Genomic DNA, 23737 nt, shown 5'->3' on the forward strand with positions numbered 1-23737 from the left:
TGTATGGCAGATAAGCGAAGCAAACCAATACGAAAAAAACAGCAATCCATTTCGGAAAAACCAACCCTTGCTCTCGATATGTGGCGATTTTATTTGCTCTGGGGTGTTGTGCTCCTTTGCTTTGTGGTGTTGGTTGCGCGTGCCTTTTATGTGCAAGTTGTGAATAAGGATTTTTTACAGAATAAAGCGAATGCCAATATTCTTCGTACAGAGCGCTTAGAGGCAATGCGTGGCGTGATTAGTGACCGTCATGGTGTGCCTTTGGCAATCAGTACACCGATCATGAAGATTGTGATTGACCCAAGAGATTATTGGGAAGCGAAAAAGCAATTTGATGAGATCACTGAAGAGCTAAAAAAAGATCCAACAAATCGTAAATTGAAACGTCAGTTGCCTGATAAAAATTTAAATTTAGATGAGTTGGCAGATGCCGTTGGTATTGATCGCCAGTCACTTCGAAAGCAAATGAATGATCGTCAACGCTCGCGCTATTTGGTACTGCAAAAAGAAGTGCCGCCGCAGCAAGCTGATTTAATTACTAAGCGTAATTTCCAAGGTGTATACGCAGAAAAAAGTTATAAGCGTTATTATCCACAACCTCAACCAAACGCTCAAATCATTGGTCTAACCAACAGTGAAGGACGCGGAATTGAAGGTTTGGAAATGCAGTTGAATAAACAATTGTCAGGTGTGGATGGCGAGCAAAAAATCATTCGTGACAAGAAAGGCAACCGTTTAAAAGTTTCTGAAGTGATCAAGGAAGTTGAATCTGGGGAAAATATTACCCTGAGTATCGACTCGCGTTTACAATACATCATGTATCGTGAACTCACAGCTGCAGGCGTGGCGAATAATGCTCGTTCTGCAACTGCAATTGCCGTGGATGTAAAGACGGGTGAAATTCTGGCGATGACCAGTTGGCCGTCTTACAATCCAAATGATAAAAATGGCCTCAGCAATAAAGATGCGATGCGTAACCGTGGCGCAATTGATATGTTTGAGCCGGGTTCGACGATGAAACCATTTACTATTGCAGCGGCATTAGAAAGTGGAAAATACACACCAAACACTATCGTTAATACTGCACCGGGTTCAATGAAGTTGGGTTGGCATACAATTCGTGATACGCATAACTATGGTGCTTTAACTGTTACAGGCGTCATTGTTAAATCTTCAAACGTTGGTTCAGCAAAGATTGCACTATCTTTGCCAAAAGATACCATTCCTTCTTTCTTTAGACGCGTTGGTTTTGGTCATCGTTCGGATGTGAAATTTCCGGGTGAGAGTGCGGGTTTGCTCTATCCAGCGGATAAGATCAATCCATCTCAGCTCGGGACGATGGCGTATGGTTATGGTTTGAATGCCACGATCCTTCAGGTTGCGCAAGGTTATGCGATGCTGGCCAATCATGGCGTTGAGATGCCACTGAGTCTGCGTAAGCTAGATAAAGCACCTGAAGGAACACAAGTTTTATCACCTAAAATCGCTGATGAAGTATTGTTGATGCTTGAACAAGTGACGATGCCGGGGGGGACGGCCAAACAAGCCGTGATTCCAGGTTATCGTGTTGGTGGTAAAACAGGTACAGCGCATAAGCTACGCGCAGACCGAAAAGGTTATTCAAATACTGAATATCGTGCACTTTTTGCTGGGGTAGCCCCTGTCAGTGATCCTCGTTTAGCGATGATCGTCGTCGTTGAAAATCCACAAGGTCGCTACTATGGTGGTCTTGTTGCAGCGCCTGTATTTGCAAGAATTATGCAAGAGTCGTTGCGCTTGTTAAATGTGCCTTTAGATAAGCCACTAGATACTTCTATTAAACCCAACCCGTAGGTAAATTATGTCGATTAGTTTTCAACAGATACATCCGATCAGCATAGATGCGGCTTGGTATACACAGCCTTTCAAAGGTTTCTGTCTAGATAGCCGTAAGGTTGAAGCAGGGCACATTTTTATCGCATTGAATAGTTTTAGTCAGCCTGAGAAAACACTTCAATTTGCGCAAAATGCTTTGGATGCTGGTGCGTTAATTGTCATTAGCGAAGCAGCTTTAGGGATTGAGAAAGAGTGGGTTTGTCCTGAAGTCCGGAATCTAATGGGGGAGTGGCAGAAGCAATATTTGCAGTCGACTGATTCTACACAGCCCTTGCGTGGTATTGCAGTCACAGGGACGAATGGTAAGACGACAATTTCTCGTTTAATTGCTGAATTAATTACTTCACAACACCACGGTTGTGCTGTGATGGGAACGACTGGTAATGGGATTTTACCGAATTTAACACCATCAACCCATACGACACTTGATGCATTACAACTGCAAAGTGCACTACATGATTATGCAAAACAAGGTGCGAGTTTTGTTGCGTTAGAAGCCAGTTCACATGGGCTGGAACAAGGTCGCTTAAATGGTTGTGATCTGGAAATTGCGGTTTATAGTAATTTAAGCCGTGATCATTTAGATTATCACGGTACATTAGAGGCTTATGCAGAAGCGAAAGCGCGATTATTTAAATTTAAAACACTCAAAGCTGTTGTGATCAACTTGGATGATGCGCATGCAAATATAATGTTGGATGCCGCTCAAAACAATCCGTCACAACCGAAGATCCTCACCTATTCTTTAACGCAGGCTTCTGCAGATTATCATATTGCTGATTTGCAATATCGTTTGAGTGGGGCGAGTTTTAGTTTAATTGCGCCAACAGGTTCTTATGCCGTACAAAGTCCATTATTGGGACATTTTAATGTCGAAAACTTATTGGCGAGTTTGATTGCAGCGGAGTGTGCTGGTTTTGCTTTGGATAAGTTGGTTCAATTTGTTCCGCAATTGCAAGGCGCGCCAGGACGTATGCAAGTCATCCAAGATGCAGAACGATTGTTTGTTGTTGATTATGCTCATACTCCAGATGCCTTGATTCAAGTATTAACCACATTAAAACGTCATGTAAATGGGCAGCTTTGGGCGGTCTTTGGCTGTGGTGGAGATCGAGATCGCGGTAAACGTCCGTTGATGACTCGGGCGGCTTTAGATCATGCTAATCCTGTGATTTTGACCTCGGATAATCCGCGCACGGAAAATCCAGAGCAAATTTTTGCGGATATGAAGCAAGGCATTCATTTTGCGCAACATACCATGCATGAGATTCATGATCGTCGTGAAGCGATTAAGTTTGTTGTTGCTCAAGCACAGTCTGGTGATATTGTGGTGATCGCTGGGAAGGGGCATGAAAACTATCAGGAAATTGATGGGGTTCGTCATTGGTTTGATGATGTGGTTGAGGTGCAATCAGCAATTGCAGCACAGCCACATGCAGTAGATTCAGCTTATCCTGTACAATAGGATTAAAAGGTAATAACAAGTATGCATACATCAACGACGAGTACCGTTCCATTAGAACCATGGACAGCTGAACAATTACAACAAGCAACTCAAGGTGAATGGCATAACGCCAGAATCCCAAAAGGTGAAGTGAAACGTATTCTGACAGATTCACGTCATGCCGAAGCTGGAGATGTCTTTCTTGCTTTAAAAGGTGAGCGATTTGATGCACACAATTTTGTGGATCAAGTGGTTGCACAAGGCTGTCAAATTGCCATTGTAGAGCGTCCAGTCGATGCAGAAATTGCACAGCTCATCGTTAAAGATACACGATTAGCGCTTGGACATTTGGGCGCATATCGTCGTCAACAGAATCAGCAGTTGAAAGTGATTGCACTCACAGGTAGTAGTGGTAAAACCACGACCAAAGAAATGTTGGGCAGTATTTTATCTCGTTTGGCACCGACACTGATCACGCGTGGCAATCTAAATAATGATTTAGGTGTGCCAATGATGTTACTTGAGTTACGTCAAGACCATCAATTTGCTGTGATGGAGTTAGGTGCTAGTCATCAAGGTGAAATTGATTACACCTCAAATCTAGTTCAACCACATGTGGCTGGTATTTTAAATATTGGTACAGCGCATCTGGGTGAATTTGGTGGTCGAGAAGGGATCTGTCGTGCTAAATCAGAAATCTATGCGCATATTTTGGATCATGGAACTGCGATTGTTCCTGCATATGATGATTTTAGCGCAACCATTCATCTCAATGCGCAAGGACATCAAATCTTAAGTTTTGGCGAAGGCGGTGATGTCTTTGCGACCGATATTCAACTTCATCCTCAATCGGCACAATTTAATTTGCATACGCCACAAGGTGTTCGTGCAGTGAACTTACCTTTTGCAGGTATGCATAATGTGCAAAACGCAGCTGCTGCCGCAGCATTTGCAATCGCGATCGGGGTTGAGCTTGATCAGATTGTAGAGGGCTTAGAGCAAGCGCAGGGCGCCAAAGGTCGTTTGAACTTTATCCAACATCAAAATCATCTTTTCATTGATGATACTTATAATGCGAACCCAACATCAATGCGTGCGGCTGCACAAGTATTATTGCAGCAACAAGGTTTGAAAGTCATGGTGATGGGTGATATTGGTGAACTCGGTGAAAGTAGCTGGCAAGAGCATCATGATCTTGGTCGAGATTTAGTGCGTCAACCATTAGATCATTTGGTTGTTGTTGGTGAGTTTGCTACAGCTGCACAACAAGGTGCGACAGATTCTGCAAAACTGCATGCCTTTGCATCTCAAGCAGATGCGTTACCATTCTTAATTAATTTAGTCCAAACACATCAACCCCAGTCCATGAGTTTCCTGTTTAAAGGGTCTCGTTATACCCATATGGAAACGTTGATGGCTGACTTGATGGAGAAAATTTAAATGTTGTTATGGTTATTTGAGCAATTGGCGGACTATAACAGTTCGTTTCAGGTTGTTCGTTATTTAACGTTGCGCTCTTTGTTGAGCTTGCTGACTGCTCTGACGATCGGACTGGTTTTAGGTCCAGTCATGATTCGTAAATTACAGGCATTAAAATATGGTCAGGCTGTGAGCTCTTTTGCGCCAGAAAACCATGCCAAAAAAATGGGCACCCCAACGATGGGCGGGATTCTCATTTTGCTCTCTATCGGGATCAGCACGCTATTGTGGGCTGATTTATCCAATCCATATGTCTGGATTGTACTTGGTGTGATGGTGGTGTTTGGTGCGGTAGGCTGGGCCGATGACTGGATTAAAGTTCGTTATAAAGATAATGCCGGCTTACCCGCACGTAAGAAGTTTTTTTGGACTTCGGTGGCATCTCTGGGAGCGGGTATTACCTTATATGTGATTGCAAAACAGCAAGATAGTGCCGTACATACGGCGAATATGCTGGATTTGCTGATTCCTTTCTTTAAGAATTTGTCGATTCCTCTATCTGTTGTGCCGCTGGGTTTAGCATTTATTGTTTTTACTTATCTTGTGATTAATGGTGCATCAAATGCGGTTAACCTGACGGATGGTCTAGATGGTTTGGCGATTATGCCAATCGTTATGGTTGCAGCAGGCTTGGGCGTTTTTGCTTATTTATCTGGTGATATTCGTTTTGCGAATTATTTACATATTCCATATGTTAAATACACCTCTGAGCTTGTAGTGATTTGCTCTGCAATGATCGGAGCGGGTCTTGCTTTCCTTTGGTACAATGCGCATCCTGCCCAAGTCTTTATGGGTGATGTCGGAGCTTTAGCGCTTGGCGCGATGCTTGGTACGATTGCAGTGATGGTTCGTCAAGAAATTGTCTTTGCAATTATGGGCGGTGTATTTGTGATGGAAGCTGTTTCTGTATTCTTGCAAATCGGTTCATTACGTATGCGAAATAAACGTGTATTCTTAATGGCGCCGTTACATCATCATTATGAAAAGCAAGGTTGGAAAGAAACACAAGTCGTAATCCGCTTTTGGATTATTACCATTTTCCTCGTTGTGTTAGGGTTGATGACGTTAAAATTACGTTAAGCCAAGATTCGAGAAAAGAGCTGGTGATAACCAGCTTTTTTTATGTCTGGAGAAAATAGATGAGTTTGTTGATGTGTCCTGTTTGTCGCCAATCGTTGAATTTGGCGGAGAATACATGGCGATGTGAACAAGGGCATAGCTATGATGTGGCCAAACAAGGTTATGTAAATCTTCATGTGGTTCAACACAAACATAGTAAAACACCGGGTGATACTGCTGAATCTGTATTAGCGCGCCGTGAATTTTTACAAGCAGGTTATTACCAGCCATTACAGCAAGCGGTTGTTGAGATACTTCAGCAGCTTAAACCAAAAGCAATTTTAGATATTGGCTGCGGTGAGGGTTATTATACCGATGCGATGCAAACGGTTACTAACGATTGTATTGGTGTTGATATTGCTAAAACAGCGGTACAACGTGCAGCAAAACTAAATTCCAAAGTAACATGGATTGTTGGAACAGGTGCAACATTGCCCGTTCAAAATCATTGTGTTGATGTTTGTACGAGTTTATTTAGTCCAATTCCTCAAGCAGAAATTGCTCGAGTTTTAAATCATGGTGGACATTTAATTGTTGTAACGCCTGCACCTAAGCATTTATATGATTTAAGAGCTGCTTTATTTGAACAGGTAAATTTACATGAACCTCATAAGTTTGTTGAGCAACTTGAAGCTGAGTTTGAGTTAATACAAGAGCAAGTGATTGAAGCGCCGTTAAGTTTGGATCAAATGGCCTTAAAGAACTTAATCGCAATGACGCCTTATGCTTATAAAGCCAATCCCGAACGACGGATGTTGTTGGAGCAGAATCCAGTATTTACGGTAAGTGCCGCTTTTCAGATTTATCTATTTCAAAAAAGAAAAAAGCCATCAATTTGATGGCTTTTTAGCTTATTGGATTTGGTTGATGAGGTTTTCTATATTATCTCTTTCTTTCTTCGGTGTCGGACTTTGAGTCTCCGTACCTAGAGCAGGTGGTTGTTTTTTTGAGGGAACAATAATTTGTTCATCAGCTGAAGGTGCTGTGCCAGGTAAGTCTGAGAAATCATTATCTATCGAACGTGTTGGGATAACTGGTGCTGGGCGATAGAGAGGACGCGCTAACGGTGGAGATGCACGATAAACTTTTTGATCTTCGCTTTGTTGAACTTGTAGTTCATCACGAGAGATTGGTGCACTTGCATCTTTATCAAAACGAACCCATGTAGACGGTGTGCCTGCAAGTGACTTCGCCATAAAGTTCGACCAAATAGGTAGTGCAGCAACACCACCATATTCACGACGACCTAATGTGCGAGGTTGATCAAATCCAACCCAAGCAATCGCGACGAGTTTGCCATTAAAGCCTGCGAACCAAGCATCTTTCGCATCATTGGTTGTTCCTGTTTTACCACCTAAATCATCTCGTCCAATTTTGAGTGCAGCACGACCTGTACCACGCTGAATTACGTCATGTAGGATATTTGCCATATCATAAGCTGAACTGGATTTTAAAATTCGTTGAGCTTGTTTGTAATTGCTATTGGTCTTGAGTGATTGATCAGGATTTGCATCTGTCGCTTGAGCTTCTGATGATGCTAGAGCGCTCTCTAAGCTTTCATTGGTGATCTCTTGTGTTTCATTATCTTGGTCGGTGTCTTGTGCTTGGTTATAAGCATTTGAGTCGCTGATGCATGGAATACATGCATATTCAGGCGTAGCTTCATAAATGATATTGCCATTATTGTCCTCAATTCTTTTGATGAAATGAGGCTGAATACGATAGCCGCCATTTGCAAAGGTTGCATAACCTGTTGCCATTTGCACTGGAAGAACTTGAGGTGTACCGAGCGCAATCGTGTAGTTGCGTGGAATTTGATCATCCTGTAAGCCAAAATCCATAAATAATTGGCGAGCTCTTTCGATTCCTACATTCTGTAATAAGCGCACAGAGACTGTATTTCGAGATAAATACAATGCACGACGTAGCGGAATCATACCGAGATAGCGACCATCAGAGTTTCGAGGAGACCATTTGCCAATCGTAATGGGACTGTCATTCACCATGCTAAATGGTGTCATACCGCGCTCTAATGCTAATGCGTAGACAAATGGTTTAATGGTTGAACCAGGTTGTCTCCAGCCTTGTAAAGCACGATTAAATTTTGTTTGATAGAAATTATATCCACCAACGATTGCTTCAATTGAACCATCATTTGGATTTAATGCAATCAATTGTCCTTGGACTTTTGGAACTTGAACTAAAGACCAAACGGTTTTATCTTCATTTGGTCGTAAGCGAATAATATCTTTAACTTTAACAATTTGAGAAGCGTTGGATGGCGTGCCGCCAACGCTATTGGCATTACGATAAGGACGCACCCATGACATGCCTGACCAATTCACAGTGACTGTTGAACCATCTTGCATCAAAGCATCAAAAGAGTTGCTCTTTACCTTTACAACTTGTGCGGGGTAGGTGTTGGCATATGCCATGAATTGATTAAGTGGTTTATCGTGAGCTTCAGGGCCACGCCAGCCATGACGACGATCATAAGCTTCAAGGCCATCTTGAATTGATTGTTCTGCATAGCGCTGACGTTTGCTATCAATCGTAGTATAAACCTTATAGCCAGAGTCGATTGCTTGAGCGCCAAAATGTTCAACAAGCTCAGCACGAACCATTTCACCTACATAGGGAAATACATTGCTGACTGAACGATCTACCATATTTAAACTAATTGGTTCAGCAACAGCTTTTTGATATTGGGTTTGATTGATATAACCAAGCTGCAACATACGACCTAAAATCCAATTACGACGTTCAAGTGCTCGTTCAGGATTTACAACAGGATTATACTTTGATGGTGCTTTAGGCAATCCAGCGATCATTGCCATTTGTGCTGTTGTTAGTTCATTTATATTTTTGTTGTAGTAGATTCGAGCAGCTGCTGCGATACCGTAAGCATTTTTTCCTAAGAAAATTTTATTGACATAAGCTGTTAGAATTTCTTGTTTTGTTAGGTTTTGTTCAATTTTTCGTGCAAGGAAAACCTCTGTTAGTTTGCGTCTTAATGTACGGTCTGGGCTTAAATAATAGTTCTTCGCAACTTGCATGGTGATCGTTGAGCCACCAGTTTGGACATCGGATCCAGTAATTGATTCAGTAACTGCGCGACCAAGACCTTTGAAGCTAATGCCATTATGTTCAAAAAAAGAAGAGTCTTCCGCTGCTAGAAATGCATGGATAAATGTTGGGGGAATTTGCTCATACTTTACTGGTATTGATAGTTTGCCACCATATTCCGCGATTAACTTATTATCAGCTGTATAGACTTGCAATGGTTTTAGTAATGGCGCTTTTTTTAGAGAACTCATATCTGGCAAAGATGGTGCAAGATAGAGATACATGCCATAAAATCCCATAGGAAGTGAGACTAAGATAATAATAAGCATCAAAAAAAATGGGCGAACAATGCCAGAACTGGATAGCTTTTTCATAATAAGTAAGTTTTAATAAGAGCGAATGGCAAACTAATTGTGGTCAGTATATCCTTTAGACATGCGGATTGTTAGATGAGTTATTGTATCCGTATAAATTAAAGACCAAAACAAATTAGTATGTTGTATTTTTGGGGATAAAAAAATAAATAGGAAAGTACTGTGCTCAGGTTATATCGTAAACCAAATAAGGGGTTAGTAGGGGTCGATATTAGTTCGACAACTGTTAAGTTATTGGAGCTCTCTGTAAAGAACGGTAGATATTGGGTTGAAAGTTATGCGTTGATGCCGCTGCCAGAAAACAGTGTCGTCGAAAAAAGCATTCTTAATCCTGAAGCAGTTGGTGATGCCCTTGAGCGTGTTGTCAATTTAGCGAACCCTCACACTACCAATGTGGCAATCGCAATTCCAACATCAATGGTGATTAATAAGATCATTGAGATGGATGCTGATATGTCAGATGAAGAGCGTGAAGTGCAAATTCGTATGGATGCTGAACAGTACATTCCGTTTCCATTAGATGAGGTGAGCCTTGATTTTGAGGTTCTGCCTGATAAATTGCCAAATCCCAATCGCGTTAACGTCCTATTAGTTGCTACCCGAACAGAAAATGTTGACACGCGTGTCGAAGTTCTTGAACTTGCGAACTTAACAGCAAAAATTGCTGAAGTTGAAAGTTATGCAATGGAACGAGCTTTTAGTGTGTTTTCTGATACGCTTCCAATGGGTGCGAATACTGTCGGCATTCTAGATATTGGTCATACCATGACAACTTTATCTGTGATGCAAAAAGGTAAAATCATTTATACGCGTGAGCAAGTATTTGGTGGTCGCCAGCTTACCCAGGATGTGCAAAACCGCTACGGTTTGTCATTTGAAGAAGCGGGTCGGGCAAAAAAAGAAAGATCGCTCCCAGATGATTATGACACTGAGGTTTTGGAACCTTTCCTTGATGCCGTTGTGCAGCAAGCTGCACGCTCACTGCAATTTTTCTTCTCATCATCACAATTCAATGAAATTGATCATATTTTATTGGCTGGTGGTAATGCCAATATTCCTGGCTTAGCGAAGCTTTTGCAGCAAAAATTAGGTTATCGCGTTACGATTGCTAACCCATTCTTACAAATGGGCTTTTCTCCCCAAATTGACATTAAAAAAATAGAAAATGATGCTTCCTCTTTGATGGTGGCATGTGGTCTAGCATTGAGGAGTTTTGATTAATGGCAAAGATTAACTTACTCCCTTGGCGTGATGAGCTAAGAGAACAAAGAAAGAAACAGTTTGTCGCTTTGTGTGTTGGTGTTGCTGCTTTAGGTGTGGCATCAATATTTTCAGGTTGGGTTTACTTTGATCAAAAACTGGATGATCAAGAGCAAGCGAATCAATTAATTGTAAGTACCAATCAAAATCTAGATACTCAGTTAAAATCATTAGAAGGTTTGCAAGAACGCCGTAATGCAATTATTGAGCGTATGAAGCTCATTCAAGGATTGCAAGGTCAACGTCCTGTAACTGTAAGATTGGTAGACGAACTGGTTCGGGTTACACCACCTACGATGTATTTAACCAAGTTCACAAGAACGGGTGATAAATTCACGATTGAAGGAAAAGCGGAAAGTCCAAATACAGTTGCTGAATTGCTGCGTAATTTGGAAGCATCCCCTTGGTATCGAAATGCATTTATGAATTCGTTCTTAGCGGCCGAAGAGAAAAAAGATAAAGCTGCTAGTTCTTTAGTTCCTCGAGTCGAGGAAAACTATGGAAGCTTTGTTGTAACAGTTGATTTAGGGGAGATTGGGGCGGTGACTGAAGTTGACCCATCAGCGGAAACAGCTGCTTCTGCAACGGCTGGAGGTGCACAATGAGTCAAGAAGAACTAAATGACCTCAATCAAGATGTTGTAGTCAAGAAAAAGAAAATGACAGTAGAGCAGTTCTTCCAACAATTTAACACGTTGGATATGAACAACTACGGCAGTTGGCCTCTGTCAGTTAAAATTACATGCTGGATTTTCGTTTTCTTGGCGGTGGTGGCGCTTGGTTATTTCGTCGTCATTAAATCTCAGCTTGAATCGATTGCAAATGCGCAAGCTAAAGAGCAAAGCTTATTAAACGAGTTTAGAGAGAAGGACTCGAAATTAAGAAACTTGCAGCAATACCAAGCACAATTACAAGAAATGGAAGCGAATTTTAATCAACAGCTTGAACAGCTTCCAAAAGAAACAGAAATCCCAAGTTTGGTTGAAGATATTAACTTAACAGGCGTGAATTCTGGTCTGAAATTTAAAAATATCCGTTTAGAGAGTGAAGTTAAGCAAGAATTCTTTATTGAGCAACCAATAAGCATTGAGGCAACGGGTGATTATCATGCATTTGGCGCGTTCGTTACGGGGATTGCTGCGTTACCTCGAATCGTAACGCTACATGATTTTGTTGTAGAAGCTAAGCCTGATACACAAAAGAAATCAGATATTCCTGTGATTAATTACTCAGTTAAAGCAAAAACATATCGTTATATTGGGGCAGATGATCAAGCTGGTACGGACACGGTTTCTCCAGCAACTCAACCAGCTGCTAATGCTCAAGGAGGGAAGTAATAATGAATAAAACAACATTATTACTCGGCGTATTATCGCTGCTTGGTTTGTCTGGTTGTGATTCTCGTATTGACGCTGTAAATCAACAGATGGCTGCTATTCGTAATGAAGCTCCACTACCGATTGAACCAGCACCTATTTTTACACCAGTACCTTTATTTAATTATTCAGCACACCAATTAAAAAGTCCATTTATGCCAAGTTCTTTGGCTGCGGAATTAAGAATCATGGCGGGTAAACGTGTTTATCCAAACTTTAATCGTCAACCACAACCTTTAGAGAGCTATGCACTAGAGTCTCTGAATATGAAAGGTAGTATGCGTGGGAAAAGTAATGAGACGATTGCTTTGATTCAAACACCAGATGGGCAGGTAGAGCGTGTGCAAGTTGGAAGTTACTTGGGTGTAAATCAAGGACGAATTGTTAAAATCAGCCCGACACAGATTGATTTGGTGGAAATTGTACCTGATGGGCGAGAAGGGTATGTTGAAAGACCTAGAACTCTCGTTTTAATTGGGCTAGCACCGTAAGATTAAGGGAATAAAAATGAAAAAACAGTTTAAAGATTCTTTATTTGGGGAAGCGAAGACCATGAATCGTGCATTCCGACAATTTTCTATGGCTGCTATTACTATAGCGGTAATGCAGGCTGCTTCAGCTCAAGTAGCGATGATGAACATTGTACCGATGAGTTTGGCTGATCAAGGTACTGAAATTCGAATCATGTTTAATGGTTTGCCACCTCAACCACAGGCATATCAACTTGAGCAGCCAGGTCGATTAATTCTAGATTTCGATAAAGCTCAACAAACATTGAAAAGAACATCAATTCCAGTGTCTACGAATGAAGCAAATTCGATTGATGTAGCTTCTGATGATCAGCGTTCTCGTGTAATTGTAAATCTAAAAGATGCTGGTGCATTTACGACGCGTGTTGAAGGTAATACTTTTGTACTGAAAATTAATTCTGTACAACCTCAGACTAGTGCTGTAATGAAATCTTCGGTGAATCAGGTACAGCAAGGTGTGTCAAATATTGGTTTTCAGCGCGGTAAAGATGGTGAAGGTTTAGTTGTTATTGATCTGTTGGGAAGTAATACGCCAGTTGATGTTCAACAACAAGGAAGTAAGATTGTTGTTCGAACAATGGGAAGTAAAATCCCGACTCATTTAGCGCGTCGTTTAAATACCAATGATTTTGCAACACCAGTTGCCAGTATTGACGCATATAATGATAAAGGTAATGGAATTATTAATATCCAGTCTGCGGGTAGCTATGAGTATATGGCATATCAAGCAGAAAATAAGCTGACGATTAGTCTTAAGCGTCCTCAAGAGAACACACCGCAAAAAGCTAAAACTCAGACCTACACGGGTAATAAAATCTCTTTAGATTTCCAAGATATTGAGGTCCGTCGAGTATTACAGCTGTTAGCAGACTTTACTGGAATCAATATGGTTGCTGCGGATACGGTGCAAGGAAACATTACTTTGCGTTTAAAGGATGTTCCTTGGGATCAGGCGCTAGATATTGTACTAAAAACTAAAAATTTAGATAAGCGTCGCAATGGTAATGTAATTTGGATTGCGCCTATTCCTGAATTGATCAAGTCTGAGGAAGATGAGGCGAAAGCGATTGCTCAAAGCATTAAATTGGCGCCTATTCAGTCTGAATATATCAAATTAAGTTATGCAAAAGCTGCTGATATTTTAAAGTTAATTGAAGAGTCTCGCGATAGTAAAGGTGCCGTTTCTAACCGGACTGCTGGTTCAGACTCACTTGCTTTGGAAAGTTTATTGAGTTCTAGAGGAAGTGCAGTAGCTGATACAAGAACGAATACTTTAATTGTCAATGATACGGCAGTTAATATTGATAAAATACGTAAAATGATTGATTTGCTGGATGTTTCTGTTAAGCAAGTTATGATTGAAGCCCGTATCGTCCGAGCAAGCACCGATTTCACAAAAGAGATGGGTGTGAAGTGGGGCATTTTATCACAAGGCATTACGAATAATAATGATTTGTTGGTTGGTGGTAGTGATACAACTTTGTGGGACTTGCGTGAACCTACAAAAGATAGTGATACTGGTGGTTGGAAATATGAAATCGAGCGTCCAGATAATCTAAATGTTGATTTAGGGGCGGTTACCCCTGGAGCAAGCCGTATTGCTTTTGGTTTAATTAGTCTTTCTGACTTTATGTTGGATTTAGAGCTTTCAGCAGTACAGGCTGATGGTTATGGTGAGGTAATTTCTACACCTAAAGTGATGACTGCTGATAAACAAGCGGCAAAAATTGAATCAGGTACAAAAATCCCATATACCTCTTCTTCTGGCGGCGGAGCAAATGCAGTTCCTAAAACTGAATTTATTGACGCAACTTTAAGTTTGGATGTAACTCCTAGCATTACACCTGACGGTAAAGTAATGATGAAGTTGAATATCACTAAGGATGCGCCTAGTACGCCAACACCTACTGGTCAATTAACCATTAGCAAAAACTCCATTGATACCAATGTGTTGGTGGATAATGGAGAAACCGTTGTTTTAGGTGGGATTTTTGAGCAGGAAAATATTAGCTCCCAAACAAAAGTACCTTTCTTAGGGGATATTCCTTACATTGGTCGATTATTCCGTCGTGATCTTAAAACGGATAATAAACGTGAGCTGCTAATTTTTGTGACACCGAGAATTGTTAATGACACTTTGACAAGAAATCATTAATATATTTTCAATAATTGCAATGAATATAGGTGGCGCGTTGCCAAGCAAAGCGTTTGAAACCCTACCAAATATATATTTGGTAGGGCCAATGGGGGCAGGAAAAACAACAGTCGGGCGACATCTAGCAGAATTGTTAGGTCGAGACTTTATTGATAGTGATCATGAAATCGAGCGTAAAACTGGAGCGACGATTCCTTGGATTTTTGAAAAAGAGGGAGAAGTTGGCTTTCGTTTACGTGAGACCAATGTTTTAAATGATTTAACTAATCGATCCTCCCTTGTCTTAGCCACTGGCGGTGGTGCAGTAACACAATTAGCAAATCGAGAATTCTTAAAACAGCGCGGTATTGTGGTTTATCTTTATACTCCTGTAGAGCTTCAATTACAGCGAACCTATCGCGATAAAAATCGCCCTCTATTACAAGTTGAAAACCCAGAACAAAAGCTACGAGATTTGTTAGCAACAAGAGATCCCTTATATCGGGAAATAGCACATCATGTTATTGAGACAAATCAAGGAGCGGCTAGGGATTTAGCACAGCGCATTCTTCAGTTAATATTATCGAAACAAGTTAAGTAATTCATTTTTGGTTTTAATGTTATGCAAACGTTACATGTTGAGTTAGGTGATCGTCGTTACCCAATTTTTATTGGGAGTCTTTTAAATCCAAAAGAGTTACTTAAGCCCTATCTGCATGGTCGGCAAGTCATGGTGGTTTCAAACACCACTGTAGCACCACTATATTTACAACATTATGTTCAAGCTTTAACTGAATTAGATAAACAAGTCGCTCAATGTATATTACCTGATGGCGAGAAATTTAAAGACATACAACATTTGAACTTGATCTTTGATGCACTTTTAGAATCAGGATTTAATCGCGATTGTACGGTTTTAGCTTTAGGTGGTGGTGTAATTGGAGATATGGCTGGGTTTGCATCGGCATGTTTTCAGCGTGGAGTTAATTTCGTACAAATTCCTACAACATTATTGTCGCAAGTTGATTCGAGTGTAGGTGGAAAGACAGGTATTAATCATCCTTTAGGCAAGAATATGTTGGGTGCTTTTCAGCAACCGCAAGTTGTATTGGCTGATATGGCTCAATTAGATACCTTGCCAGATCGAGAGTTATCAGCAGGTTTGGCAGAAGTGATTAAATACGCTTTACTTGGTGATGTCGATTTTTTGGTCTGGTTGGAACAAAACATAGATGCTTTAGTTGCGCGGGATGCTAATTTGCTCGCAGAAGCAGTATATCGTTCATGTGCACATAAAGCGCGTATTGTGGCAAATGATGAGAAAGAGCAGGGCGAGCGAGCATTGTTGAATCTTGGTCATACCTTTGGTCATGCAATTGAATCTTATTTAGGATATGGTGTTTGGTTACACGGTGAGGCGGTTGCAACAGGCATGGTCATGGCTGCTGATTTATCTCATCGTTTAGGGTGGATTTCTGAGGATGATGTGCAGCGTACAAAAAAAATCATTCAACGTGCAAATTTACCGATATCATGTCCAAAAATTCCTTTAGATGAATTTTTAGCTTATATGTCACATGATAAAAAAGTGTTAAATGGTCAACTGCGCTTGGTGTTATTGAAAAAATTAGGTCAGGCTGTAATTACCAAAGACTTTGATATTGAGCTTATGAAGCAATCTATTCTTGCAAATCAATCTGTGTAGTTAATTCTAGGAAAACATGACTGTGTCCCGATCAACTTGGCAAAACATACAACAATATAGTTGGCTTGTTCTCGCATTGGCTTGTTTAATTGCGGCATTGATTTTTTGGGGAATCACAGGTGATAAGCAAGAGGTTGTTGCTGTTGAACATCAAGCAAAAGATGAAGTCCAAGTTCAGATTCAACCGGAAAAAGTCGCAGCCACATCTCATTTAGGGGCATTGTCCGATGAGGTGAGACCATTGGATTTAACGACTCGCGTGGTTGTATCTAATGAACATGCACCTGAATTTAGAGGGACTAAGTACATTAAAGAAAATCAACGTCAATGGGTGATGGAGATTTTCCGTAGTTCAGATGAAACGATTGTTAAAAACTTTTTATTAAATCGACCAGATAGAAAAAACTTCGTTTATTTTCGTTTGAATAGTGATGATCAAGTTGAACAATACGTTTTGGCTTATGGGTTATTTGCAAATGCTGAAGAAGCTAAACAGCAATTTGCGCAACTAAATTTGACTTTACCTCAATCTATTCAGCCTCAACCTCAGCCTATATCAAGCTATGCGGCATATGTAAATGATTTAGGTTCTGATGAACTTAAGTCATCAACGAGTCAGTTGTATGCAATTAATTTAAGGCCAGCTGCACTGCCACGTGTTGATGAAACATTATTAATGAATGGTAGTTCATCACAAAGTGGGATGGGCTCTGATGTTAAAAAGTCTGTGGAGACATCGACGACGGTGAAGACTGTCGTGACTCAACGTGATGCGGATGGGAATGTGGTTAATGTTAAGCAAATTCAATCGGCACCTAAGCAAGCAATAAATACAGAAAAATTAAAGGAAAATTCAGATTCTTCTCGGAAAGAAGTAACTGATCCATTTAATTAAAATGCACCATAATGGTGCTTTTGTGGGCTATTATGTAGCGCTTGGATGTATTTTGGTGCAATTTTAATCGTAAATTATAATTCTCCTATAATTATAACTACACGTTATTTTAACTTTTTTAATGATTTAGTAAATTTATAACTATATGGCATATTTTTTGCTTTCTTGTGGTGCTAATTTATCTGCTCATTGCTCTTTTTAGTGCTAAATGATTCATTATTTTGGTGAAATGGAAAGTTTTTGTGCTTTACAAAGGCTAGTTAAGGTGTAATAACTAAAAACACTTTATATGGTGAAATGCGCTGTTTCTGAAACAAGAAAGGCGTATATTTGCAAATTCGCCAGTAAAAATGTTTTCGCGAAGCATTGAACTTTATATGAGTTGATCGGCAATATCGCAGAAAATAAATTGATTGTTTGTTGCTCGAAAGAGCCATGTTGAAAGAAGGGTACGCTATGCACATGCCATCGCCAAATACTGTAGCTCCCGCTCAAGGTTTATATCAGCCTGATGAGTTTAAGGATAACTGTGGTTTCGGTTTGATTGCCCATATGAAGGGTGAATCAAGTCATCATCTGGTCGAAACAGCGATTCACAGTCTAAGTTGCATGACGCACCGTGGTGGTATTGCCGCAGATGGTAAAACTGGAGATGGATGCGGATTGTTATTGGCTATGCCTAAGCAATTTTTCCGTGATGAAGCTCAAAAACTTGGTGCTAATTTAACTGAAATCTTCGCTGCTGGTACCGTATTTTTAAATACTGATCCTGCTTTAGCGCATAATGCAAAAAATATTCTGAATAAAGAAATTGAAGCTGAAGGTTTGACGGTTGCAGCATGGCGTGTTGTACCAACTAATAATGATGCATTGGGTGAAATTGCACTACAATCTCTACCAGTGTTTGAACAAATTCTTGTGAACTGTCCGATGGGCTTAACTGAAGTTGAGTTTAATCGTAAGTTATTCTTAGCGCGTCGTCGTGCTGAACAATTGTTACACAATGATTCATTGTTTTATGTAACGACATTAGCAACGACTGTGATTAGTTATAAAGGTTTGATGATGCCAGCAGCAATTGCTGACTTCTATACGGACTTAGCTGATGAGCGTTTAAAATCTCACATCGTTGTATTCCATCAGCGTTTTTCTACAAATACTTTACCGCGTTGGCCATTGGCTCAGCCGTTCCGTTATCTTGCACATAATGGTGAAATTAATACCATTACTGCGAACCGCAACTGGGCATTGGCACGTACACCAAAATTTGCAAACCCATTACTACCAGGATTAACTGAGTTAAATCCAATCGTAAACCGTACTGGTTCGGACTCTTCAAGCTTAGATAATATGCTCGAGATTCTTGTGGGTGGTGGTATGGATTTATTCCGTGCCTTGCGTATGCTTGTTCCGCCAGCATGGCAAAACGTTGAAACTCTAGATGCCGACTTACGTGCGTTCTACGAATTTAACTCTAAACATATGGAAGCTTGGGATGGCCCAGCGGGTCTTGTAATTCAAGATGGTCGTCATGCGATTTGTATGCTTGATCGTAATGGCTTGCGTCCAGCGCGTTGGGTAATTACTAAAAATGATTACATCACACTTGCTTCTGAAATTGGGGTGTGGGGTTATGAACCTGAAGACGTTGTGTCTAAAGGCCGTGTTGGTCCAGGTCAAATCTTAGTTGTAGACACTTTGACTGGTAAGGTATTAGATACCAAAGATGTCAGTAACCATCTTAAAAACATGCGTCCATACCGTGAGTGGTTACGTGACCATGCGATCCGTTTAAAAGCAAATCCGCAACTTGAAGAGCAGCTTGTTGATCAAGGTCTCACAGGTGATGCACTTAAATCAGCTCAAAAAATGTTTATGGTGACATTTGAAGAGCGTGATCAGATTCTTCGTCCTATTGCAGAAAGTGGTCAAGAAGCGGTTGGCTCGATGGGTGATGATACGCCAATGGCTGTATTGTCTCGTCAAGTACGTCACATCTCAGATTATTTCCGCCAACAGTTTGCGCAGGTGACAAACCCACCAATTGATCCATTACGTGAATCAATCGTGATGTCACTTGAAACTTGTATCGGACGTGAGCAAAACGTATTTGAGCAAGGCCCAGAACATGCGGATCGTATCATTATTGCCAGCCCTGTATTGTCGAATTCGAAAATGCAGCAGCTTCGTGATGTTGAAAAAGATCGCCAAGGCTATGGCGTAGCTGATATTGAATTGAATTACGCCGAAACAGAAGGTTTACAGGCTGCAATTACACGTATCTGTGAAGAAGCTGCTCAAGCGGTTCGTGATGGAAAAACGTTGATCGTACTCACGGATAAAAACTTCCGTGAAGGCTTCTTACCTGCAAATGCTGTTTTGGCAACAGGTGCTGTACATCACCATTTGATTAAAACGGGTTTACGTACCGATGCAAACATTTTAGTGGAAACGGGCTTTGCACGTGATCCACATCAATTTGCAGTGTTACTTGGTTTCGGTGCAACAGCGATTTATCCATACTTGGCTTATGATGTGATCAATGATTTGGTTGCTAAAGGCGAGTTATTGGGTGATCCAATTCATGCTCAAGCAAACTTCCGCAAAGGGATTGAGAAAGGTCTATTAAAAGTTCTTTCCAAAATGGGTATCTCTACCGTTGCATCATATCGTGGCGGTCAGTTGTTTGAAGCAGTTGGTTTATCTTCTGAGGTCGTTGATCAATGTTTCCTTGGTGTACCGAGTCGTATCCAAGGTGCAACGTTTGCTGATTTGGAAAATGATCAGAAGAAATTGGCAACAACTGCTTGGCAAAATCGTAAGCCGATTGATCAAGGTGGTTTGCTCAAATTCGTATTTGGCAAAGAGTACCATGCGTTCAATCCTGATGTAATCAATGCTTTGCATAAGTCAGTACGCTCTGGTCAATATCAAGACTTTAAAGAGTATGCTGAGCTTGTAAATAATCGTCCAATCGCGACAATCCGTGACTTATTTAAGTTAAAAACAACGGATTCAATTGCCATTGATCAAGTTGAAAGTATTGAAGAGATTCTGCCACGCTTTGACTCTGCGGGTATGTCTCTAGGTGCATTATCGCCAGAAGCACATGAAGCGATTGCAATTGCGATGAACACGATTGGTGGTCGTTCGAACTCAGGTGAGGGTGGCGAAGATCCAGCGCGTTATGGCACGATTCGTAACTCGAAAATCAAGCAAATTGCATCAGGTCGTTTCGGTGTTACGCCAGCATATTTAACTTCTGCTGAAGTATTACAGATTAAAGTAGCACAAGGTGCGAAACCGGGTGAGGGTGGTCAGTTACCAGGTGGTAAAGTGAATGGCTTAATTGCGCGTTTACGTTATTCAGTACCAGGTGTCACACTCATTTCGCCACCACCGCATCACGATATTTATTCGATTGAAGATTTATCGCAGTTGATTTTTGACTTGAAACAAGTCAACCCACAAGCGATGGTTTCAGTAAAATTGGTATCTGAGCCGGGTGTAGGTACGATCGCGGCAGGTGTTGCGAAGGCATATGCTGACTTTATTACGATTTCTGGTTATGACGGTGGTACGGCTGCATCGCCACTTTCTTCAATTCACCACGCGGGTTCTCCATGGGAACTTGGTTTGAGTGAAGCGCATCAAGCATTACGTGTAAATGACTTACGTGGCAAAGTGCGTGTTCAAACAGATGGTGGTTTGAAAACAGGTTTAGATGTGATTAAAGCAGCAATCTTGGGTGCGGAAAGTTTTGGCTTCGGTTCTACACCAATGATCGCGTTAGGTTGTAAATATCTCCGTATTTGCCATTTAAATAACTGTGCAACGGGTGTTGCAACTCAACAAGATCATTTACGTCAAGAACATTATATTGGTGAGCCACAAATGCTCATTAATTTCTTCAAGTTTATTGCTGAAGAAACACGTGAATGGTTAGCAGCACTTGGTGTTGCTTCATTGAAAGATTTGATTGGCCGCGTTGATTTACTTGAAGTTTTACCAGGTGAAACTGAAAAACATGCTCATCTAGATCTTAGTGCTTTATTGACTTCACATCCATCAGCTGAAGGTAAAGCTCAGTATTGCCAAGTTCAAGGTAATGCGCCATTTGATAAAGGTGTATTGGCTGAGAAAATGGTTGCTGAAATGCTACCAGCAATTGAATCAGGTGCAGGCGGTTCATTCAACTTCACAGTAGGTAACTGTGACCGTTCGATTGGTGCTCGTATCTCAGGTGAAATCGCGCGTCGCTATGGTAACTTGGGTATGGAAAGTAGCCCAGTTGTTATGAATCTTGAGGGTACTGCTGGTCAATCGCTTGGTGTTTGGAATGCAGGCGGTTTGCATATCAAACTGGAAGGTGATGCCAACGACTATGTCGGTAAAGGTATGGCGGGTGGTCGCGTATCGATTTTCCCACCAAAAGGTTCACCATTCCAAACACAAAATACCGCAATTATTGGTAACACTTGTTTATATGGTGCAACAGGCGGTAAGGTTTTTGCTGCAGGTACTGCGGGCGAGCGTTTTGCGGTTCGTAACTCAGGCGCATTTGCGGTTATTGAAGGCGCTGGTGATCACTGCTGTGAATACATGACAGGTGGTGTGGTAACCGTATTGGGTAAAGTCGGTCATAATTTCGGTGCGGGTATGACAGGTGGCTTTGCTTATGTACTTGACCTTGATAATGACTTTGTTGATTACTACAACCATGAACTAATTGATCTTAACCGTATCTCAACTGAGTCTATGGAAGATCACAAAGAATACTTACTACGTATTTTAGATGAGCACATCCAAGAGACAGGAAGTGCTTGGGCATACAAAATCCGTAATGAGTTCGACTTCTATAGTCGTAAGTTCTGGCTTGTAAAACCAAAAGCTGCTAATTTGCAAACGCTTTTGAAAACAACTCAAGCTGACCCACAATAATTCCACGACTGCAAAGACATAGGCAGGTGCAAAGATAAGAGACATCCTTGCGCCTACCCACGGAGAGAGACATGGCAGAACGCCTTAATAATGACTTTCAATTTCTGGATGTAGCACGCCAAGATCCAGAGAAAAAAGATATTACTGTCCGCAAGGCAGAGTTTGTGGAAATTTATAAACCTTTTACTGCGGATGTGGCTGCAAACCAGACCCATCGTTGTTTAGGTTGTGGTAACCCTTATTGTGAATGGAAATGTCCAGTACATAACTACATTCCAAACTGGTTAAAGTTGATTGCTGAAGGTCAAATTTTCCAAGCAGCAGAACTTTGTCATCAAACCAATACTTTGCCAGAAGTATGTGGTCGTGTATGTCCGCAAGACCGCTTGTGTGAAGGTGCATGTACACTCAATGATGGCTTTGGTGCTGTAACCATTGGTAATGCTGAGAAATATATCAACGATACGGCCTTTGCTTTAGGTTGGCGTCCAGATATGTCTGGCGTTAAGTGGACCAACAAAAAAGTTGCCATTATTGGTGCTGGCCCAGCAGGTTTAGGCTGTGCAGATATTCTAGCGCGTGGTGGTGTAAAACCAGTTGTATTTGATAAACGTCCTGAAATTGGCGGTCTACTCACATTCGGTATTCCAGAATTTAAGATGGAAAAAGATGTGATGAAACGCCGCCGTGAAATCTTCACAGGCATGGGCATTGAATTCCGTTTAAACACTGAAATTGGTGTTGATGTTACAATTGAGCAATTACTTGCTGAATATGATGCTGTATTTATGGGTATGGGAACTTACACCTACATGAAAGGTGGTTTCCCAGGTGAAGATCTGAATGGTGTTTATGACGCCTTAGATTTCCTCATTGCCAATGTCAATCGTTGCCAAGGTTGGGAAAAAGATCCTAGCGAATACATCAGTGTAGACGGCAAGAAAGTGATTGTTTTAGGTGGTGGCGACACTGCAATGGACTGTAACCGTACTTCATTGCGTCAAGGTGCGCACGAAGTAACTTGTGCTTATCGTCGTGACGAAAGCAACATGCCGGGTTCTGCACGTGAAGTGAAGAATGCGTATGAAGAGGGTGTAAAATTCCTATTCAACCGTCAGCCAATTGAAATCGTGGGTGAGAATGGCAAAGTCACAGGTGTTAAAGTTGTGACAACGCAAATGGGTGAGCCAGATAGTCGTGGTCGTCGTAGCCCTGAGCCAATTCCGGGTTCTGAAGAAGTAATAGCAGCTGATGCCGTGTTGCTAGCTTTTGGTTTCCGTCCAAGCCCTGCTGATTGGTTTTCCAATGCTAAAGTAGGTTTAGATGGTTCAGGTCGAGTGATTGCTGCTGAACAACAAGAATTTAAATTCCAAACCTCGAATCCAAAAATCTTCGCTGGTGGAGATATGGTACGTGGTTCTGATCTTGTAGTGACTGCAATTTGGGAAGGTCGTCAAGCTGCCGAAGGTATTTTAGATTACCTTGGGGTTTAATCTTCCAATGCTGTAAATCACATTGAAATAAAGCCTGCATCATGCAG

The 23737-nt window shown here is 41.2% G+C and carries 16 protein-coding genes; 15 read left to right on the forward strand and 1 reads right to left on the reverse strand.

Annotation, left to right across the window (positions count from 1 at the left end; all coding sequences use genetic code 11):
• The first annotated feature begins 3 nt into the window (after nucleotides 1-3).
• Genes ftsI through ACF8D3_RS01365 form a run of 5 tightly spaced genes read left to right on the forward strand, consistent with a single transcriptional unit; the run spans nucleotide 4 to nucleotide 6756 of the window.
• A complete protein-coding gene (ftsI, locus tag ACF8D3_RS01345) occupies nucleotides 4-1833 on the forward strand; it encodes a penicillin-binding protein PBP3 (protein WP_004877850.1) in 1830 nt (609 codons plus the stop codon).
• Nucleotides 1834-1840: 7 nt separating this feature from the next.
• Complete coding sequence (locus ACF8D3_RS01350; protein WP_392469690.1) at nucleotides 1841-3340, forward strand: UDP-N-acetylmuramoyl-L-alanyl-D-glutamate--2,6-diaminopimelate ligase; 1500 nt, start codon at nucleotides 1841-1843, stop codon at nucleotides 3338-3340.
• Nucleotides 3341-3361: 21 nt separating this feature from the next.
• Nucleotides 3362-4759 (forward strand): UDP-N-acetylmuramoyl-tripeptide--D-alanyl-D-alanine ligase, encoded by a 1398-nt coding sequence (murF, locus tag ACF8D3_RS01355; protein ID WP_392469691.1) that lies wholly within the window; start codon nucleotides 3362-3364, stop codon nucleotides 4757-4759.
• The gene (gene mraY, locus ACF8D3_RS01360) at nucleotides 4760-5878 is read left to right on the forward strand and encodes a phospho-N-acetylmuramoyl-pentapeptide-transferase (protein ID WP_392469692.1); all 1119 of its coding nucleotides are present in this window, start codon (nucleotides 4760-4762) and stop codon (nucleotides 5876-5878) included.
• 59 nt (nucleotides 5879-5937) lie between these two features.
• Nucleotides 5938-6756 carry a putative RNA methyltransferase gene (locus tag ACF8D3_RS01365; protein WP_392469693.1) on the forward strand — a complete coding sequence of 273 codons (819 nt, stop codon included), beginning with the start codon at nucleotides 5938-5940 and terminating at the stop codon, nucleotides 6754-6756.
• A gap of 12 nt (nucleotides 6757-6768) precedes the next feature.
• Here ACF8D3_RS01365 and ponA read toward each other — a convergent pair whose 3' ends face one another.
• A complete protein-coding gene (gene ponA / locus ACF8D3_RS01370; protein WP_392469695.1) occupies nucleotides 6769-9357 on the reverse strand; it encodes a penicillin-binding protein PBP1a in 2589 nt (862 codons plus the stop codon).
• A gap of 162 nt (nucleotides 9358-9519) precedes the next feature.
• Between ponA and ACF8D3_RS01375 the strand changes: the two genes are divergently transcribed.
• The 10 genes from ACF8D3_RS01375 (at nucleotide 9520) to ACF8D3_RS01420 (ending at nucleotide 23690) form a co-directional block, all read left to right on the forward strand.
• The gene (locus ACF8D3_RS01375; protein ID WP_004877835.1) at nucleotides 9520-10578 is read left to right on the forward strand and encodes a pilus assembly protein PilM; all 1059 of its coding nucleotides are present in this window, start codon (nucleotides 9520-9522) and stop codon (nucleotides 10576-10578) included.
• Nucleotides 10578-11222, forward strand: a complete 645-nt coding sequence (locus tag ACF8D3_RS01380; protein ID WP_023013847.1) for a PilN domain-containing protein — start codon at nucleotides 10578-10580, stop codon at nucleotides 11220-11222. The genes ACF8D3_RS01375 and ACF8D3_RS01380 overlap by 1 nt, the downstream gene beginning before the upstream one ends.
• Nucleotides 11219-11953 carry a type 4a pilus biogenesis protein PilO gene (locus ACF8D3_RS01385; RefSeq protein ID WP_061517676.1) on the forward strand — a complete coding sequence of 245 codons (735 nt, stop codon included), beginning with the start codon at nucleotides 11219-11221 and terminating at the stop codon, nucleotides 11951-11953. The genes ACF8D3_RS01380 and ACF8D3_RS01385 overlap by 4 nt, the downstream gene beginning before the upstream one ends.
• A gap of 2 nt (nucleotides 11954-11955) precedes the next feature.
• The gene (locus tag ACF8D3_RS01390; protein WP_004877829.1) at nucleotides 11956-12483 is read left to right on the forward strand and encodes a pilus assembly protein PilP; all 528 of its coding nucleotides are present in this window, start codon (nucleotides 11956-11958) and stop codon (nucleotides 12481-12483) included.
• Between the two features lie 16 nt (nucleotides 12484-12499).
• Entirely contained in the window at nucleotides 12500-14677 is a 2178-nt protein-coding gene (pilQ, locus tag ACF8D3_RS01395; protein ID WP_392469697.1) for a type IV pilus secretin PilQ, read from the forward strand.
• Between the two features lie 19 nt (nucleotides 14678-14696).
• Nucleotides 14697-15257, forward strand: coding sequence for a shikimate kinase AroK (aroK, locus tag ACF8D3_RS01400; RefSeq protein WP_007480733.1), 561 nt, complete (start codon nucleotides 14697-14699; stop codon nucleotides 15255-15257).
• A gap of 21 nt (nucleotides 15258-15278) precedes the next feature.
• Nucleotides 15279-16361 (forward strand): 3-dehydroquinate synthase, encoded by a 1083-nt coding sequence (aroB, locus tag ACF8D3_RS01405; protein ID WP_392469698.1) that lies wholly within the window; start codon nucleotides 15279-15281, stop codon nucleotides 16359-16361.
• 16 nt (nucleotides 16362-16377) lie between these two features.
• Entirely contained in the window at nucleotides 16378-17256 is an 879-nt protein-coding gene (locus ACF8D3_RS01410; protein WP_392469699.1) for a hypothetical protein, read from the forward strand.
• 462 nt (nucleotides 17257-17718) lie between these two features.
• Nucleotides 17719-22197 (forward strand): glutamate synthase large subunit, encoded by a 4479-nt coding sequence (gene gltB / locus ACF8D3_RS01415; RefSeq protein ID WP_392469850.1) that lies wholly within the window; start codon nucleotides 17719-17721, stop codon nucleotides 22195-22197.
• Nucleotides 22198-22268: 71 nt separating this feature from the next.
• On the forward strand, nucleotides 22269-23690 hold the full coding sequence (locus tag ACF8D3_RS01420) for an FAD-dependent oxidoreductase (protein ID WP_392469700.1): 1422 nt from the start codon (nucleotides 22269-22271) through the stop codon (nucleotides 23688-23690).
• Nucleotides 23691-23737: the final 47 nt, after the last annotated feature.

The organism is Acinetobacter sp. YQ_14, from assembly GCF_043102985.1.
Taxonomy (GTDB): domain Bacteria; phylum Pseudomonadota; class Gammaproteobacteria; order Pseudomonadales; family Moraxellaceae; genus Acinetobacter; species Acinetobacter venetianus.